The sequence below is a fragment of the Photorhabdus cinerea genome (assembly GCF_011189575.1).
GTDB lineage: Bacteria > Pseudomonadota > Gammaproteobacteria > Enterobacterales > Enterobacteriaceae > Photorhabdus > Photorhabdus cinerea.
Genome location: NZ_PUJW01000015.1, coordinates 1 through 18,380 on the forward strand (window position 1 = coordinate 1; position 18,380 = coordinate 18,380).

Sequence of the window (18,380 nt, forward strand, 5' to 3'; positions counted from 1 at the left end):
GAATATGCCTGGCGGCGATAGCGCGGTGGTCCCACCTGACCCCATGCCGAACTCAGCAGTGAAACGCCGTAGCGCCGATGGTAGTGTGGGGACTCCCCATGCGAGAGTAGGGCACTGCCAGGCTTTACATACCGGGAAAACCCTCAGCGGAAGCTGGGGGTTTTTGCGTTTGTGTGCCGGAGAAGCGATGACATGCCGGCGCGCCGGGCGGTTCATTCTGCCCGGGGCAGGTAACCGGGGATAGGACGGTGAGAACCGTTTCTGACGCCCGGGATTGGCAGGGCACGGGCGGAGGGGGATGCGGAAACGCGCGCTTAGCGGTTTCGGATTGACCCTCTTTATTGTCTGCCTGTGGATCATCAAAACCCGTTATAGTCATAGCCGGCCCGAAAAATAACTGAAACCCGGTTTCTGCAGGCGGATAGACAAGGGGGCATGGCATGCTACAGTTGCCCGTTATATGGTTTACTATTGCATTAAGAGTTTTAAAAATTACGGATTAGTTATCCTTATCTTATGTCTACGAATTATTCTCTTAAGTTGATGCTAGAGGCAATAGATCTGAGCATCTAGAAATCACTTGTTTGAAGCTTTGATATCTTTTTCGTCAGGGAGATTGCTATATTGCATCAGGTTTTTATTGCCATCTATTACCATTAATTCTTTTGGTGGTTTAAAACAGTTGCTTAATGGAGAGCGGCAGTGTTCTGGAGATTTATGATGAATACCTAGCCAATCACTAATAAGATAATAATTATCTGAAGTTGAGAAATGGGTATTTATCACGCCGGTGTGGCGATATTGTGGGTTAACATTATTGTTATACCAGATAAATAGAGGGATATTATAAGCATCTTTTCGTGGATTACTGACACCATGATGATAACGAATATTACCATCTTTATCTAAACGTTGTAATCCATGATCTGAAAAATAGAGAATAGATGCTTTATTTCCTTTGATTTTATTAACTATTTTTCTTATTAACTGATCTGTATAAGCTATTGAACTATCATAGCAGTTATCATCTTCATTTGATGAGAAGGAAATTAATTTATTGTCTGGAAATCGATTGCAGGATGGTTCATGACTGCCGTAGATATGCATGATGATAAGTTTTTTACCTTTCTGTTCTAGTGTATCATCTAAATAGGGTAGTAACTCTTCATCATATCCAATATATTTATTCCACTTTTGATTATCAGACATATTAGCAATAGCTGTGATCAGACTGTTACTTTTCCCGGCTTTCCCTTGGTTACTTATCCAGATTGTTTTAAATCCTACATCTTTAGCTAATGATATAATATTGTCGGCATAGTGAGTTTTATTTCTGAGCTGATATAAGGTGATATTAGAAAGTGAAATAGGTACGGATAATATAGTCACTGGTGCTGGAGAAATAGCTTGATTAAATATCAGCATATTTTCTCGCATCATGTCCAACGTTGGTGTTGTAGTTTTATCATAACCGTACAGGGACATATGGTCTCTTCTTGCAGATTCTCCTATCAGTAATATATAAAGATCAATATCCTTATTTTCTTGTATATAATTGAAATTCACTCTAACAGATGCGATTTTCCTGATTTGTTGATTTTCGTATATTGCCCTTACCATTGCTGATGAGTTATAGAATGGTGTTCCCATTAAAAAGTGTTCTGACAAAATAATTTTCCCGGAATGTTTTTTCCCTGAAATATAATAATCAATAGGTACTAACAGGCAGGCAAAGAACAAAGCCCATACACTGGATCTAAGTAATCGGTTATCTATATTTTTTGAGAGCCATCGAACAGACAAGAAATATATTAACAGCATGAAAATAAAGAAGAATACATAGTATTTATTGTAGGACAACATACCTACAGCTTCATTGCTATTCGTATTGATAAACGTATTTGCAATAGTTGAGGAAAAACTTATCTGGTGTTCGTTGGAGAAAAAAAATGATGTGGATGTATTGATGGACCATAATAAAGATGTAAGTAAAACTAAAGGTTTAAAATATTTTAAACGATAGAAAAAAGCGTTAGTACCTGCTAGCAAGAAACCGAATAATACTATCTTTAACTTATACTCATTAGCTATATTGCCAATAAAAATTATTGGCAGTAAAGCGAGAACGAAGATAATAAGAATAGGCCATTTATTTCGCATATAGGTTAATAATGTTAAGTAACGAATTGAAATAAAAAAGTTAATCATTAACCTAAGAATAAAACAAGAGCCTAACTTGTGAAATAGCTCCGATTTCAGAATGCTTCCTAATAAAAATACCTCTCCTGAAGGAGAGGTTAGGTATAAAATCGTATTAGTGTGCTTTTTCTTGAGCGATGCCAATCCCTGTTTGTGATCGAATAAACTGATTTCTAAATTGTTCTCTTTCCTGTATACCTTGTAGTGAATTATCGGTAATGGAAAATAGCCATGAACCAATGAAAGCGACAATCATTGAGAATAGTGCTGGATACTCGTAAGGATAAATTGGTTTTTCATGGCCGAGAATGCTAACCCAAATTGTTGGACCGAGAATCATCAGAACCACAGCTGTGATTAACCCAAGCCACCCTCCGGTTAATGCGCCACGGGTTGTAAGTTTACGCCAGTACATAGACAACAGAATGATTGGAAAATTACAGCTTGCAGCAATAGAGAATGCCAATCCAACCATGAAAGCTATGTTCTGATTCTCAAATAAAATACCTAATCCGATTGCGACAAGCCCAAGTATCACAACAGTAATTTTTGATACTTTCAATTCATCTCGTTCATTGGCTTTACCGTGTTTAATGACATTTGCATACAAGTCATGTGATACAGCTGATGCACCAGCTAGTGTCAAACCAGCTACAACGGCCAGAATAGTGGCAAAAGCTACTGCGGAGATAAAGCCAAGGAATAAGTTACCTCCAACTGCACTAGCAAGGTGAACTGCCGCCATGTTAGTACCACCGATAAGAGCACCTGTGGCATCTTTGAATGAAGAGTTTGGGCTAACGAGTAAAATAGCGCCGAAGCCGATGATAAAAGTCAGAATGTAAAAATAGCCTATGAAACCAGTAGCATAGGAAACACTTTTCCGTGCTTCTTTGGCATCATTTACGGTAAAGAAGCGCATAATAATATGTGGTAAGCCAGCAGTACCAAACATCAACGCAAGGCCCAGAGAGAGTGCAGAGATCGGATCAGAAACTAATCCTCCCGGACTCATGATAGCTTCTCCCTTTGAATGAACGGCAACAGCTTCTTTGAACAGTGTGTTGAAATTGAAGTTGACTGCTTTCATGACCATAAGAGCCATAAAGGTGGCACCAGCCAGCAAGAGAATGGCCTTGATAATTTGCACCCAAGTAGTAGCCAACATTCCACCAAACAGAACATAAAACACCATTAGGATGCCAACCAATACGACTGCAATGTGGTAATCCAGACCAAAAAGTAATTCGATAAGCTTACCTGCTCCAACCATTTGAGCGATAAGATAAAGAGCAACAACAACCAGTGAGCCAATTGCAGATAATGTACGGATTGGACGTTGCTGTAACCGGTAAGAAGCAACATCTGCAAAAGTATAACGCCCAAGGTTTCTTAATCGTTCGGCAATCAGAAACAGAATAATGGGCCAGCCAATCAGGAAGCCTATAGAGTAAATCAGTCCATCGTAACCAGATGTATAGACCAAGGCGGAAATTCCAAGGAATGATGCTGCGGACATAAAATCACCTGCAATTGCCATTCCGTTTTGGAATCCAGTAATACGTCCGCCTGCGGTGTAATAATCGGTGCGGGAGCGCGTTCTTTTTGAAGCCCAGTATGTGATATAGAGTGTGAAGCCAACGAACAGGATGAACATAATAATGGCCTGAATGTTGACTGGTTGCCTTTCTACGTTTCCAGAGATTGCGTCGGCCCAAGTGAGATTAGAAAATAGTAGTATGACTATCAGCCAAAAATTTTTCATTTTTTTACCTCGCTGAGAATTTGTGAGGTAAGAGAATCAAACTCACTATTAGCTCTGATTACATATAGGCCGGTTAAGATGAATGAAATAACAATTAAGCCAATGCCAACTGGTATCCCACGGGTAATATGGGAGCCAGCGTAAAGGGGAGTACCTAGCCATTCAGGTGCAAATGCAATGATGAAAATAAAACTGACATACAAAACTAATGTAATTATTGATAGCAACCATGCAAAACGACCTCGTTTTTTAACTAATTCTTTGAAACGGGGGTTATTCTCAATCCCTTGGTAAATGGCGTCATTCATTAGAGTATATCCTCTTATATTTATTATATTAATTGATTACTGCCGCCTTGCGGCGGCATTGTCTGTCACGAAATACTCATTGTTTGTTTTTCTTCCAATAGTTTTTCTACTACTCCTGGATCTGCCAGTGTTGAAGTATCTCCCAAGTTACTAATATCGCCGGAGGCAATTTTGCGCAGGATGCGGCGCATAATTTTTCCTGAGCGAGTTTTTGGTAAGGAATCTGTCCAGTGCAGGATATCTGGTGTAGCGATTGGGCCGATTTCTTTACGCACCCAATTACGGACTTCGGTATATAATTCTGGAGAAGGTTCCTCGCCGTGAATTAGCGTGACGTAGGCATAAATTGCTTGGCCTTTAATGTTATGTGGGACACCTACGACAGCGGCTTCTGCAATTTTGGGATGGGAAACTAAAGCAGATTCAATTTCAGCAGTACCTAGACGATGACCAGAGATATTCAACACATCATCAACACGGCCAGTTATCCAATAATAGCCATCTTCATCACGGCGTGCGCCATCACCACTAAAATACATGCCCTTAAAGGTGGAAAAATAGGTTTGTTCGAAACGATCATGATCGCTGAACAGTGAACGTGCTTGTCCTGGCCAGGAATCAGTAATAACCAGATTTCCTTCACAAGCACCTTCTAATGGCTCACCAAGATTGTCAACCAGTGCTGGTTGAACACCGAAAAAAGGTAAAGTTGCGGAACCTGCTTTTAGTTCGGTTGCTCCTGGTAGTGGCGTTATCATGAAGCCACCGGTTTCTGTCTGCCACCAAGTATCAACAATCGGGCATTTTTTATTACCAATTTTCTGGTGATACCATTCCCATGCTTCCGGGTTAATAGGTTCACCAACTGATCCCATAATACGTAGGGAAGTACGTTTCGTTCCTTCAATGGCTTTATCTCCCTCTGCCATCAGGGCACGAATCGCTGTTGGTGCTGTATACAGGATATTAACTTGATGTTTGTCAATAACCTGACTTAAACGGTTAGCTGAAGGATAGTTTGGTACACCTTCAAACATCAGAGTAATAGCACCACAGGAAAGTGGCCCATAGAGAAGATAACTATGCCCGGTAACCCAACCGACATCTGCTGTGCACCAATAGATTTCACCCGGATGATAGTCAAATACATATTTAAATGTCAGGGATGCATATACAAGGTAGCCCCCGGTCGTGTGCAACACGCCTTTAGGTTTACCTGTAGAGCCGGAGGTATAGAGAATAAACAGAGGATCTTCTGCATTCATCTCTTCGACTGGACAGTCAGCACTAACGTTTGTTGTCAATTCATGCCACCAAAGGTCACGGTCAGGGTGCCAGTTACCAATATTTCCCGTGCGTTTGAAAACAATCACATTGGATACATTGACAACAGCTGTGTTACTTAATGCATCATCAACATTCTTTTTTAGGGGAATGGTACGTCCTGCTCTCAAACCCTCATCGGCGGTAATGACCAGTTTGGTATTTGAATCAATAATACGTCCAGATACTGCATCAGGAGAAAAACCTGCGAAAATAACAGAGTGGATAGCACCAATACGGGCACATGCTAACATAGCAACTGCAGCTTCTGGCACCATCGGCATATAAATAGCAACAACATCGCCTTTTTTAATGCCTATATTTTTCAATGCATTAGCAAACTGGCATACATCATGATGTAGTTCACGATAAGTTACAGTTTTGGACTCTGCTGGATCATCGCCTTCCCAAATAATAGCAGTTTGATCGCCATGCTCTTTTAAATGACGATCGAGACAGTTTGCGCTTAGATTTAGTGTTCCATCTTCAAACCAGCGGATATTGATATGTCCGGGATCAAAAGAGGTATTCTTTACTTTGGTGTAGGGTTTAATCCAGTCAACGATTTTACCTTTTTCACCCCAGAACCTTTCCGGATCTTGCAGTGATAATTGGTAGTTTTGCTGATATTGTTGTTTATTCATCAGGGCATGTTCTGCAATGGTAGCAGGAATGGGGTATTTCATTATTTGGGTCATATTATATTCTCCTTGCGAATGTTAATATTATGTCAAAACAAAGTTAACTAAAGTGTAAGGAGAATTTTTGTTTTTTTTTTGCGCGGAAGATCACGCAATAAAAAGAATATTTTTCACAATGTTGTCATTTAGTGTGGCTGGTTTATTTAGGTTTAATCGCTAACCAAAAATAGTAATTTAAAATCCTAATCCAATAATAATGTTAAATATATACCCAATAGATTTCAAATTGCAGCGCGGTGGCAAGTGAACGCCTCCCCAGGAGCATAGATAACGATGTGACTGGGGTAAGTGAAAGCAGCCAACAAAGCAGCAGCTTGAAAGATGAAGGGTATAGATAAATTGGCTGATAAGTCACTGGAATACAGTTGCATGATAAAACCATAGTGAGACTATGGTATTGATAATCATTTCCAATAATATTTAATTAACTATAATGATCATGTTGTTCACAGAGATGTGGACTTGGAATCATTCTTATATGACTGGAGTACATGATATGAGCTATTCATTACCTTCTCTTCCTTATTCTTATGACGCTTTGGAACCTCATTTTGATAAGCAGACGATGGAAATTCATCATACCAAGCATCATCAGACTTACGTTAATAATACCAATAGTGCTCTGGAGGCTTTCCCTGAGCTAGCAAAGCTTGATATTGATGATTTGATCCAGCAATTAGATAAGATACCAGCGGATAAACGTACTTTTGTACGTAACAATGCTGGTGGTCATTCTAACCACAGTCTGTTTTGGAAGGGACTGAAATTAGAAACAACGCTGAAAGGCCCATTGAAAGAAGCTATTGAACGTGATTTCGGTAGTGTTGATGTTTTTAAAGAAAAATTTGAGCAGGCGGCAGCTACCCGTTTTGGTTCTGGTTGGGCGTGGCTGGTGCTGAAAGATGATGGTAAACTGGCGGTTGTCTCTACTGCTAATCAGGACAGTCCATTAATGGGTGAAGCTATTTCTGGTGCATCTGGCTATCCGATTATTGGTCTGGATGTTTGGGAACATGCTTATTACTTGCAGTATCAAAACCGTCGTCCTGACTACATCAAAGCGTTCTGGTATGTTGTTAACTGGGATGAAGCAGCAGACCGCTATCAGGCAAAAGTGAAATAATTTTCTAACCCATTTTCTCTTTTCTGCTATGCCGGCTGATATTACTGCCGGCATTTTTATTGGTTAGGTATTAGTTTATGATGATGCCGGGCTGATTTCAATTTAAGGAAAGTGAATTATGCATTATCCGCAGGTATATACAGGCAAAATTGAAATATCAGAAAAACTGTCTGCCAGTGCAATTAACAAACGGATGGTTGATGGCCGCCTGCATCTGACTTGTCTTGGATTAGAAGGTGATGAACAGGCTGAAACTCGTTTCCACGGAGGCACTGATCGGGCGCTTTGCCATTATCCTCGAGAACACTATGATTTCTGGAAACGTCAATTTCCAGAGCTGGAAGATTTTTTTATTGCACCGGCATTTGGTGAAAATATTTCTACAATCGGGCTGACTGAAGAAAATGTTTGTATAGGTGATATTTTCAGTTGGGGAGAGGCAATGATTCAGGTAACTCAGCCTCGTTCACCTTGTTATAAGCTCAATTCTCATTCCGGTATCAGCAATTTTTCTGTCATTATGCAGGAGAGCGGCCGTTGTGGCTGGCTTTATAGAGTCATTGCTTCGGGAAATATCAGCCCGGATGAGCCTCTTGTTCTTGTTTCCCGTAATAGCGATGTTTTAGTTAAAGAAGCGATAGCTATTGCTTTTAATATGCCATTTGATGAAGAGCAGTATCGGCGTTTAATGAGCGCAGCCGCGCTTTCTGCCAGTTGGAGCTTTACTATGCAAAAGAGGGTAAGGTTTGGAAAGATTGAAGATTTTAATCGCAGGTTGTTTGGGAAATAATAAAATGTGCACGTGGTGAAAACGTGCACACCATTTTCCTGCTTTCAGATGTTCAATCACCACCCGTTGTTGTTCCTCATTAAGTACCTAAGGGCGTCCTATGCGTTTTCCTGCTTGCAATACCAGAATGAGTGCGCTCTATCAGTAAATTTTGTTCAAACTCTATCATCGCAGCTATTATCTGCATGGTCATTCTCTCTGCAGAACTGGTCAGATCCACTCCTCCGAGTGCGAAACAATGAACCCTGATTTCCCTAGTAGTTAGTTCTTCCACTGTTTTTCTGATATCCATTGTATTTCGTCCTAATCTATTAGTTGGGTAACGACAAGAATGTCTCCAGCCTCCGAGTGATCCAACAGACGGTTAAACCTAGGTCGCTAGCTAGCAGTTACTGAACCATTGATACTTTCCTCCGTGACTCAATGGGGGTGAACGAAAAATAAGCTGCTCTGGGAAAAAGACACTTCCCCAGCTGTACAAAAAACAGATTTAATTTAGAATTACCTTCGTTCCCCCAAACAGCCCCTAAGTCATGTGCGTGAATTTAAACGATTCCGCCAATAATACCTGGTTATACAGAACAATCCTGTTGAGATAGAAACCAAGATGTCCGATATCAGTAATTTGCTGCGAGATCCGCAGTTTTTTTCCATGCTGCATAAACAAATGTTGCAGTTTGCCAGCTTGCAGTTGAATGATTTTCATCAGGCAGAAGATGTTGTCCAAGAGGCGCTAGAAGGGGCGATGAAGAATGCCGCTTCTTTTGCCGGACGAGCCGCCTGGAAGAGCTGGGTGTTTACGATCTTACGTAACAAAATCGCGGACGCCTTGCGTATGCGTTATCGGCACAGCAGCGTGCAACTGGCTGATGATGTTGATAAGCAAAATTTCGAAGCGTTGTTTGATGAATCTGGTCATTGGCCGCGAAACGAGCACCCTCAGTGCTGGCATTTACCGGATGAGGCGGCTGAGCAGGAGCAATTCTGGGCGGTTTTCGAGCTTTGTCTGACACAGTTGCCAATGCAAAACGCGCGGGCATTTATGATGCGCGAATTTATTGGTCTTGAGACTCAAGAGATCTGTCAGGAGATGGCGCTCTCTGTCAGCAACCTGAATGTGATGCTCTGGCGTGCGCGTATGCGTTTACGCGAATGTTTGTTACAACGCTGGTTTTCCCAGGAGGGTAAATATGCTTAGTTGTTATCAAGCTACACGCTTGATGTCTCAGGAGCTGGATGAAAAAATCGTGCTTTCTGAACATGTTCAGTTGATGCTGCATTTGAGAATGTGCGACGGGTGCCGAAACTTCAGACAACAGCTTGCCGACCTACGCACTATCACTTCCGCATTCGCTCGTGGCGAAAATGAGAATCAAAATAAAGTAACGTAGGGAGGAGGAGTCAGGTACGATGGCGGTAAATCAGGCGATCAAGCGAAAACCTCCCACCGCCATAAGTCACCAGATACAACTGAGCTGTCAGCCAGGTAGCGTGGACAGGCCAGGCATCCGGATAAACAAATATCTGAATTACCAGCGTCATCATCATTAATGCTAGCGCGGAGAAGCGTGTCGCTAATCCGACAATCAGCAGCAGCGGAAACAAGTGTTCTGCGGTCGCAGCCATGTTGGCAGCAACATCGGGGGGCAGCAGAGGAAGCTTGTACTCGCTGGTAAAGAGCGACACAGAGCTATCGGTAACGCGCGGAATCCCCAGTTGCCAGGGTGTGCGTGTCTCCAGAATATCTATGTTTAATCCTACCACTTTGCTTTGGCCCGACAGCCAGAATGTTGCGGCAAGGCTAATGCGCGCCAAAAGGGGGATAACACTTTCCTGCGCAATGTGTTGCCCTTTTGACACTAATATTTTGAGTAATGCCATCTTAGCGCTCCGTGTTGCTATATAGAGAAAGGATCAGCCCGTAGTGCTGCATGTGTTGTAAAACCGGCTGAGGCTCAAAAGTTGCATCTTCTCTGGCGGCGATATCTAGGGCTTCGGTAAGACACCGACCGGACAGGAGCATGGCAACAAATTGCATTTCCGCACGGCTGAGCAACATTATTCGCACGTCGTCGTCAACGCGGCACAGTAGCATATGTTCCGGCTGGAATGGGTCGAGCGCCATCTCGTTTTCACTTTGTTGGTGTGAGACCCACAGGCTGAAGACGGCATAATCTGAACTGAAGAGCCGTACCGAAGGATGGAGCACCATCTGTAACTGTGCGGGATCGTCAACGGGGGCCGCTTCTGCCGTCTGTTCGGTAGGGTCCGCCGCGTGCAGAGATTCAATAAACAACATTTCCAGCCGGGTGAGATCGCTCAGCCAGGGCCAGTCTGCTAACGGCTGAAACGTCGCAATCCAGTCCGGCAATTGCGCGCCATAGCCCGCCAAAACAGGAGAAGAGGGCGGTTGTTGACGTATAAACTCCGCCGCCATCGCACGGAAAAAGCACTCTCCGAGCTGGGCGAGAAGGACGGGGCAGTTTTCGGCCAGTGCGTCGATCAGCGACGCTATGACATTATTACGATAAACCGCAAAACGTACCGCTGGATCGCTACCGTTCCAGGCTGTCAACCCCTCTGGTACCATGAGGTCGGGGTCAAGAAGTGCTTGATACAGTTGTTGTTGCATGTTTCGTGCTCTCCGTAATGTAGCGTTGGGCATGGCTCGCTTCGTTCAGCAACACGTCTAATGGTGGAATATTGCTGTCCCATTCGAGCAGGGTAGCGATCGGCCCCGTTTCACGCAGGGTCTTGTTATAGAGATCCCAGACAGGCCCGGTAACATGACAGTCGTGTGAATCAATCAGCAGTAGGTCGTTTGCCCCATCGCGGCTTTCCGTATAACCCGCTAGATGAATTTCACCGACACAGTGAAGTGGCAGCTCGAATAGCATTTGCCACGGGCAGCGATTATGGTTGACGCCACTGATATAGAGATTGTTCACGTCCAGTAGTAGCCCGCATCCGGTGCGGCGTATCACCTCGGAGATAAAGTTAGTCTCGCTCATGGTTGAGGCACTGAACTCGACATAGGTGGACGGGTTTTCCAGCAGAATGGGGCGACGCAGCATATTCTGTACCTGATCGATGTGTTCGCAGACCCGCGTCAGCGTGACGTCGGTATAAGGCAGTGGCAGCAGATCATTGAGAAATAGATCGTTGTGCGTCGACCAGGCAAGGTGTTCAGAAAAAACGGCTGGCTGGTAGCGTTCAACCAGCGCAGCAACACATTGTAAATGGGTCTGATTCAGAGGATTTTCTCCTCCGATGGACAGGCCCACTCCATGAATAGAGAGCGGATAATCTTGGCGAATGGCAGTCAGTGCCTGATGAAACGGACCTCCCGCAACCAGATAATTTTCCGCGTGAATTTCAAAAAAACCAATGTTGGGTTTATCGCGCAGAATAGCGCGAAAATGCTCCGGCTTTAACCCTATCCCTGCTCTGGCCGGAAGCCTATTTAGCATAAGGCGGTCAGGAGCATCACGAGAGACGCTGTGTGAGGGTAAAGAAATTGTCATCATATGAGCTCCTGCCTAATGCCGGAATTACACTTTTTTAAAAGCGTCCAGTTGACCAAAACCGGTCGGGGAGGTCGGAGACTTCATTTTTACGCAGGAACCCGCCGGTACCATTTTCCAAGCATTACCCTGATAATCCGTTTTTGAGGTACCAGCACAGGTGGTGCCTGCACCTGCTTTACAGTCGTTTTTCCCTTTCAGAGAAACGCCATAGCATTTCTCCATTTTGCTGCCTGAATCCGCCATTGCTGAAGTGCTTCCCGTAATGAATACGCTACCTAAAGCCAGGGCCAGTAATGCTTTTGTCGTTTGCTTAGTCATAGAACGTTCCTTTTATATTTATGCAGAAGGTGAATTACTGCTTTGCTGAAACAAGCATTTGCTTCACTCAATTAGTCGCACCACACATCAATTTCTTACAGCGAATATGAGAAAAAAAATGATTTTTTTATAGTTAACTGATTTTTAATGACTTATTTTTGTGAGTCAGATATCGGTCTGTACAAAAAACAAGATTGTTCTAGGATATTTTCCGTTTTCTAAGCGCATCCCTTCATGTTCATTGTAGTAGGTGTGAAAGTGGGGAGGGGGCGTCGTAGTACATCTGTATCAGGATGTCAAAGAAAGTCCGATTAAACCTAATAAAAAGCAGGCGTTAAAAGTGGTAAAAACAACGGTTAAAACCTTATACCGATTAAAACTAGAAGGTAAAACAGCGGCCTTTAATAATGGCTTAAAATCGGCCCGTCATAAAACTATCAATGGAAAATGAGAAGCAAAGATTGGTTTTGTTAATGGTTATATCCCCAGAAAAAAAAGTAAATAAGAATATGAATAGGTTGATTAGATAATATATTTTCCAAAATGAACCGCTTTAATAATATTTTCAATCATAGAATAAATTTTTTAATAAACCAGTTAAATAATCGAATATGAAAAATCAGAATACTTTAAATAGGTCAGTTTAAGCTTGTTTTACACTATTTTAGTCTGTCCAATCGTATAGCTTTTCTGTGGCTTGAAATGTGCACGTTTACCACGTGCACATTTTAATTTCTAATTAAGGATGGGCGATAAAGCCAACAGCTTCGTACACTTTATCTAGCGTAATCTGAGCACGGGCTTTTGCCTTCATGGCACCTTCTGCCATGATTTTATTCAGTAGAGCCTCATCATTACGGAAATAATGGAAATGCTCCTGCAATTCAGTCAGCATTCCAGAAACAGCATCAGCCACAGCACCTTTTAAATGGCCATACATTTGGCCTGCAAACTCCGCTTCCAGTTCAGGAATGGTTTTGCCAGTAACACCCGCGAGGATATCTAATAAGTTGGAAACCCCCGGCTTTTGTTCCAGATCGTAGCGAACACGAGGGGGTTCTTCTGAATCTGTAACTGCGCGTTTTATTTTTTTAGCGGCTGATTTTGGATCTTCCAACAAAGCGATAACGTTGTTGCGGTTATCATCTGACTTGGACATTTTCTTTTCTGGGTCTTGCAGAGCCATAACACGGGAGCCACCTGTTGGGATAAATGGCTCTGGTATAACGAAGATATCGCCATAGATAGCGTTAAATCGCTGAGCGATATCACGACTCAGTTCGAGATGTTGTTTTTGATCGATACCTACTGGAACTTGGTTTGTTTGGTATACCAAGATATCCGCAGCCATCAGAACTGGGTAGTCAAACAAGCCTGCGTTGATGTTTTCGGAATGGCGGGATGATTTGTCTTTGAACTGAGTCATACGGCTGAGTTCGCCGAAATAGGTATAACAGTTTAGAACCCAGCTTAACTGAGCGTGTTGTGGGACATGAGATTGGACAAAAATAGTACTTTTTTCTGGGTCAATACCACAAGCCAGGTAGAGTGCCAGTGTATCCAGAGTGCGTTTTTTCAGTTCTGTTGGGTCTTGACGGACAGTAATTGCATGTTGGTCGACGATGCAATAGATGCAGTCATAATCACCCTGCATTTTAACCCACTGACGTAACGCCCCCATATAGTTACCGATGGTTAATTCACCGGAAGGCTGTGCGCCGCTGAATACAATAGGTTTTTGGGAGTTTGGTTTTTCAGATACAGTGGGTTCACTCATTTTATTATGCTTCCTGAAGTTTCAAAGATGGGAGTCCAATTGTGGATAGCAGATCCGAGAAATTCGTTAATAGGTAGTCTGGATTGCTTAATTCAATAGATTCACCGTAGTTATATCCATAGGTTAAACCAACACAAGGGCAACCTGCCGCTTGCGCCGCTAAAATATCATTACGAGAATCACCGACAAAGAGCAATTCTTCCTTACGTAGTCCGAATGTGCCCATTGTTAGATAAATAGGTGCTGGGTGTGGCTTTTTCTCTTTAACATCATCACCACCTAATACCAATGAAAAATATTCACTGATGCCCAAAGAAGCCAGCAGGGGGGCAATAAAAGCGGTGGGTTTATTGGTGATGATACCCATTGGCAGGTTGTGTTTTGCCAATTCTTTTAATGTGGTTTTGACTTTCGGGAACAACTGACTACCTGTTGTTACGGTTGTTTCATAGAAATGGTCAAACAGTTCACGGGTTTCTTTATGCAATTGTGCAGTCAAGTCGACTTTAGCCCATGTCAGTGCACGTTCGACCATAATGTCAGCGCCGTTACCGATCCAAACAGCAACTCGTTCTTTTCCCACAGCGGGAAAACCTTTGGCTAACAGTGCCTGATCTAGTGCATCGGCTAGACCGCCAGCGCTGTCTACTAATGTACCATCTAGATCAAAGGCGATAGCACGGATACCTTTTAATACCTTATTTGCCATGAGATACCTTTGACAATTCACTACGCATATTATCAATTACTGTTTTGTAATCTGGTTGATTGAAAATAGCAGAGCCTGCGACGAACATATCTGCTCCCGCGGTTGCTGCCGCTGCAATATTGCTAGCCTTAATACCACCGTCTACTTCAAGACGAATGTCATAACCGCTTTTATCGATGATTTTACGAACCTGACGTAGCTTATCCAGTGTTCCAGGAATGAAAGATTGGCCACCAAAACCAGGATTTACTGACATCAACAGAATAATATCTAGTTTATCCAAGACATAATCAAGATAACTTAATGGAGTTGCAGGATTGAATACCAGACCTGCTTTACAGCCATGTTCTTTGATAAGTTGTAGACTACGGTCAATATGCTCACTAGTTTCTGGGTGGAAGGTAATGTAAGTGGCTCCTGCCTTGGCGAAATCAGGGATAATGCGGTCAACCGGTTTTACCATCAGATGAACATCGATTGGTGCAGTAATGCCGTAATTTCGTAGAGCCTGGCAGACCATAGGCCCGATAGTCAGGTTAGGAACATAATGATTGTCCATGACATCAAAGTGAACAACGTCAGCACCTGCTGCCAGTACCTTAGCGGTATCTTCACCCAACCGCGCAAAATCCGCAGATAAAATGGATGGGGCAATTAGAAAATCTTTCATTATCTTCTCCAAATCGTTTCTATCATCCCTTAATTGCGAGGCAAAAGGGGGTGGATAACAGTCAGCGATATAATGCCAAAAGTTCGTCTACTTTACTGCGAGCAAGGATATTCCTGCTGATAGTACGACGTGCTTTGACAATATGAAGTGAAGCCTGGTAATACCATTCTCGTGTCATTGGCGTATCGTGGTTGGATATCAGAACAGGAATTGCACGTTCTGATGATAACTTAAATGCAATATTTGCCAGATTTTCCTGATCTGTAATGTTAAAGCTATTGGTGTGATAAGCCGTAAAGTTTGCTGTTGCTGACAAAGGAGCATAGGGTGGGTCGCAATAGATAACCGAGCCTTTATGTGCTTTGTCCAACGTGTATTGATAGTGCTCACAGATAAAAGTCGCATTTTGGGCTTTTTCAGCAAACCAATATAATTCATCTTCAGGAAAGTAGGGTTTTTTATAACGGCCAAAAGGTACGTTAAACTTTCCATGAGAATTATAACGGCAGAGGCCGTTGTAACAATGGCGATTGAGATAAAGGAATAACACGCTGCGGTGAAACGGGTCAGTGCTTTGGTTAAATTGTTCCCGTAACTGATAAAAATGTTCGGCTGTGTTGTATTCTTGGGTAAACAGAGGGCGCGCATGAATGATAAACTCATTAGCCCTGAATTTTACTGTGTTGTACAGATTAATCAGGTCACTGTTGATATCAGCGAGGATGTAAGAATCATAGTCTGTGTTCAGAAAGACAGAACCTGCGCCAACAAATGGCTCTATCAGACAACTACCGGCTGGCAGATGACGTCTGATGTCATCTACCAACGGGTATTTTCCACCGGCCCATTTTAAGAAAGCGCGTTTTTTTTTCATGCTGTCAATTAATTACTCAATCATTCCAGAGCCGCAGATTGTACTCTGTTTAGGACAGCATATCAGCGCCTAATAAATATTGTTTTATTTTCTCAGGTCTTGTTGCACTTGTTGCATCGTTCTGACCCAAGGTTTCTTTGCCTGAATTTCAGCCGGTAGAGATGAAACAGCCTGCTTCGCTTCAGAAACGGAACTGTAATCACCGTGAATCAAGACAAACCAGGTTTTTCCATTACGTTTAGTTTCGTAAACTTTGTAGTGGATGAGGTTATGCTTATTAGCAAAAGCAGTCAGGGTATCTGAACGGCTGGCACTACTTAATTGCAAAGTATAGTGGCTTACCGGGGTTTTCAGCAGATTATTGCCAGTGTTGGCCACATTATTTTTACTGTTAGTGTGACTTGTTGATGGTTTTGATTTAGCCGATTCCTCTGGTTTCAGTGGACGGATATTTTCCGGTTTCTGTTGTACCTCGGGTGGCGGTGTTACTGTTTGCGGTTGCTGGGTTTGATTCAGATTCTGCACTGCATGGTTTATATTACTTTGTTGCTGAATCAAAGCATCAGGAATCTTTCCGGATAATTCAATTCGTTGGCTTTCGCCATTGTTAACTTGGGGCTGTTGAGGTTGCGTTGGAGTACCACTGACAGGGGGAATATTAATTTCCTGTGACCTGTTAATTGTATCTGTGGTGGTATTCTCTGATGTTACGGATTGATGGTTATCATCCTTGGATGATGAACCCGATAAATCAATATTTCTCTCTGCAACATTTGGTGATTGCTGTTTTTCATGTTCAGTTGGCGCTTTTAGAGCAGAGCTGATAGCTATAATCAGTAGTAGCAGTACTAAAATCCCAATACCGATCATCATTTGCTGGCGTGAAACTGCAAACTTGGGCTTGTTTAATTGCTGACGCGATCGTGAAGGGCGGCGATCTGAGGTATCTGGTCTAAACTCGCTATCTGCCCTTTGCTCGTTTTTTGATTTGAATTCGTCCATATGCCCTCCAAACAGAGCTAATACTGCCAATTGCAATTAAAATCGGTCCGGTAGGTTGACCTAACTAGAATGAAAATTCGTCATTAAAGTAGCTACTTTATGACACAACAACCAGATGTATGCAAAAAAACATTTAATTTATTGATAATTACACATTCTCGGATGGTAAACACTGATGAATAGCTTCAAGAACACAATCATGTCCAATATCTGAGCATAGACCAGCTTTGCCAATTGCAGTTGGAAGAATCAGACGTAATTTCCCTGCTATAACTTTTTTATCTCTCATCATATGTGGAAGATAGGTTTCCGGCGGCATGTTCTGTGGCCCGTGTACAGGTAGATTTGCCCTTCTCAGCAATCGGATAATACGTTGAGTGTCTTGCTCAGAGAAATTCCCTGCGAGCTGGGCTGTTTTTGCCGCCATAACCATTCCCGCAGCAACAGCTTCTCCATGTAGCCAGATGCCATATCCCATTTCTGTTTCAATTGCGTGACCAAATGTATGACCAAGATTCAGCAAGGCACGCAGGCCGCTTAATTCTTTTTCATCTGCGGCGACAACTTCTGCTTTTAATTCGCAACAGCGACGGATGCAGTAAGCCATTGCTTTGTTGTCGAGAGCAAGCAGTTTATCCATATTATCTTCAAGCCAGCTGAAAAACTCACTGTCGAGAATGATGCCGTACTTAATGACCTCAGCCAGACCAGAAGAGAGTTCGCGGGCTGGAAGCGTTTGCAGGCAATTGAGATCGACCATCACAGAAACGGGCTGATAGAACGCGCCTATCATATTTTTGCCGAGAGGATGATTTACTGCGGTTTTTCCTCCAACAGAAGAATCAACCTGAGCGAGAAGAGTGGTAGGAACCTGAATAAAACGGACACCACGTTGATAACAGGCAGCGGCAAAACCGGTCAAATCACCGATTACGCCGCCGCCGAGAGCGATAAGTGTTGTATCTCGACCGTGGTTATTTTCCAGTAGAGCTGAGAATACATCGTCTAATATGGAAAGAGATTTGTACTGTTCACCATCAGGCAGAATAATTTCATCTACCCGAACCCCGGCTTGCTGCAAAGTGGCTTTTACTTTTGCCAAATACAGTGGAGCCAGTGTTTGATTCGTCACCAGCATAACTTGCTGGCCTGCTTCTAGTGGTGCAAAAGCAGAAGGATCATCGAACAATCCTTTTGCAATGGTAATCGGGTAGCTACGCTCCCCTAAAGTAACAGTGATCTTTTCCATAGCAGCTTTAGCCTTAATTATTTATCGCTGTACAGACTTGCCTAA

The 18,380-nt window shown here is 42.9% G+C and carries 18 protein-coding genes, 1 rRNA gene and 1 pseudogene; 5 read left to right on the forward strand and 15 right to left on the reverse strand.

Annotation, left to right across the window (positions count from 1 at the left end; genetic code table 11):
• Positions 1-7 precede the first annotated feature (7 nt).
• A 5S ribosomal RNA gene (gene rrf / locus C5469_RS14765) occupies positions 8-123 on the forward strand.
• Between the two features lie 453 nt (positions 124-576).
• Here rrf and C5469_RS14770 read toward each other — a convergent pair.
• The 4 genes from C5469_RS14770 to acs form a co-directional block, all read right to left on the reverse strand.
• Entirely contained in the window at positions 577-2,160 is a 1,584-nt protein-coding gene (locus C5469_RS14770) for a phosphoethanolamine transferase (RefSeq protein ID WP_166308134.1), read from the reverse strand.
• A gap of 154 nt (positions 2,161-2,314) precedes the next feature.
• The gene (gene actP, locus C5469_RS14775) at positions 2,315-3,964 is read right to left on the reverse strand and encodes a cation/acetate symporter ActP (RefSeq protein WP_166308135.1); all 1,650 of its coding nucleotides are present in this window, start codon (positions 3,962-3,964) and stop codon (positions 2,315-2,317) included.
• Positions 3,961-4,272: a DUF485 domain-containing protein gene (locus C5469_RS14780; RefSeq protein ID WP_166308136.1), complete on the reverse strand. Its 312-nt coding sequence runs from the start codon at positions 4,270-4,272 to the stop codon at positions 3,961-3,963. The genes actP and C5469_RS14780 overlap by 4 nt, the downstream gene beginning before the upstream one ends.
• Before the next feature lie 65 nt (positions 4,273-4,337).
• Positions 4,338-6,293: an acetate--CoA ligase gene (gene acs, locus C5469_RS14785; RefSeq protein ID WP_166308137.1), complete on the reverse strand. Its 1,956-nt coding sequence runs from the start codon at positions 6,291-6,293 to the stop codon at positions 4,338-4,340.
• 499 nt (positions 6,294-6,792) lie between these two features.
• Between acs and sodA the strand changes: the two genes are divergently transcribed.
• On the forward strand, positions 6,793-7,419 hold the full coding sequence (sodA, locus tag C5469_RS14790) for a superoxide dismutase [Mn] (RefSeq protein WP_149617406.1): 627 nt from the start codon (positions 6,793-6,795) through the stop codon (positions 7,417-7,419).
• A gap of 118 nt (positions 7,420-7,537) precedes the next feature.
• Positions 7,538-8,209 (forward strand): 6-hydroxyaminopurine reductase, encoded by a 672-nt coding sequence (gene yiiM / locus C5469_RS14795; RefSeq protein ID WP_166308138.1) that lies wholly within the window; start codon positions 7,538-7,540, stop codon positions 8,207-8,209.
• A 90-nt stretch (positions 8,210-8,299) separates the two neighbouring features.
• On the opposite strand, the pseudogene C5469_RS14800 reads toward yiiM, so the two are convergent.
• Positions 8,300-8,569, reverse strand: a pseudogene (locus C5469_RS14800) (recombinase family protein); the annotation flags it as partial.
• A gap of 247 nt (positions 8,570-8,816) precedes the next feature.
• Here C5469_RS14800 and C5469_RS14805 point away from each other — a divergent pair.
• Positions 8,817-9,407, forward strand: a complete 591-nt coding sequence (locus tag C5469_RS14805; protein WP_166308139.1) for an RNA polymerase factor sigma-70 — start codon at positions 8,817-8,819, stop codon at positions 9,405-9,407.
• Positions 9,400-9,600, forward strand: coding sequence for a zf-HC2 domain-containing protein (locus C5469_RS14810; protein ID WP_166308140.1), 201 nt, complete (start codon positions 9,400-9,402; stop codon positions 9,598-9,600). The genes C5469_RS14805 and C5469_RS14810 overlap by 8 nt, the downstream gene beginning before the upstream one ends.
• A 10-nt stretch (positions 9,601-9,610) precedes the next feature.
• Here C5469_RS14810 and C5469_RS14815 read toward each other — a convergent pair whose 3' ends face one another.
• The 10 genes from C5469_RS14815 to aroB form a co-directional block, all read right to left on the reverse strand.
• Positions 9,611-10,090: a DoxX family protein gene (locus tag C5469_RS14815; RefSeq protein ID WP_166308141.1), complete on the reverse strand. Its 480-nt coding sequence runs from the start codon at positions 10,088-10,090 to the stop codon at positions 9,611-9,613.
• Position 10,091: 1 nt separating this feature from the next.
• The gene (locus C5469_RS14820; protein ID WP_166308142.1) at positions 10,092-10,841 is read right to left on the reverse strand and encodes an HvfC/BufC N-terminal domain-containing protein; all 750 of its coding nucleotides are present in this window, start codon (positions 10,839-10,841) and stop codon (positions 10,092-10,094) included.
• Positions 10,810-11,736, reverse strand: coding sequence for an MNIO family bufferin maturase (gene bufB / locus C5469_RS14825; RefSeq protein ID WP_242689481.1), 927 nt, complete (start codon positions 11,734-11,736; stop codon positions 10,810-10,812). The genes C5469_RS14820 and bufB overlap by 32 nt, the downstream gene beginning before the upstream one ends.
• A 24-nt stretch (positions 11,737-11,760) precedes the next feature.
• Entirely contained in the window at positions 11,761-12,054 is a 294-nt protein-coding gene (locus C5469_RS14830) for a BufA1 family periplasmic bufferin-type metallophore (RefSeq protein WP_166308143.1), read from the reverse strand.
• Between the two features lie 739 nt (positions 12,055-12,793).
• Positions 12,794-13,831, reverse strand: a complete 1,038-nt coding sequence (gene trpS, locus C5469_RS14835) for a tryptophan--tRNA ligase (RefSeq protein ID WP_166308144.1) — start codon at positions 13,829-13,831, stop codon at positions 12,794-12,796.
• 4 nt (positions 13,832-13,835) lie between these two features.
• Positions 13,836-14,540 carry a phosphoglycolate phosphatase gene (locus C5469_RS14840; protein ID WP_166308145.1) on the reverse strand — a complete coding sequence of 235 codons (705 nt, stop codon included), beginning with the start codon at positions 14,538-14,540 and terminating at the stop codon, positions 13,836-13,838.
• Positions 14,530-15,210: a ribulose-phosphate 3-epimerase gene (gene rpe / locus C5469_RS14845; RefSeq protein WP_166308146.1), complete on the reverse strand. Its 681-nt coding sequence runs from the start codon at positions 15,208-15,210 to the stop codon at positions 14,530-14,532. The genes C5469_RS14840 and rpe overlap by 11 nt, the downstream gene beginning before the upstream one ends.
• Positions 15,211-15,271: 61 nt before the next feature.
• Complete coding sequence (dam, locus tag C5469_RS14850; protein WP_166308148.1) at positions 15,272-16,084, reverse strand: adenine-specific DNA-methyltransferase; 813 nt, start codon at positions 16,082-16,084, stop codon at positions 15,272-15,274.
• An 84-nt stretch (positions 16,085-16,168) separates the two neighbouring features.
• Complete coding sequence (locus C5469_RS14855; protein ID WP_166308150.1) at positions 16,169-17,086, reverse strand: SPOR domain-containing protein; 918 nt, start codon at positions 17,084-17,086, stop codon at positions 16,169-16,171.
• 148 nt (positions 17,087-17,234) lie between these two features.
• Complete coding sequence (aroB, locus tag C5469_RS14860; protein ID WP_166308152.1) at positions 17,235-18,335, reverse strand: 3-dehydroquinate synthase; 1,101 nt, start codon at positions 18,333-18,335, stop codon at positions 17,235-17,237.
• Positions 18,336-18,380: the final 45 nt, after the last annotated feature.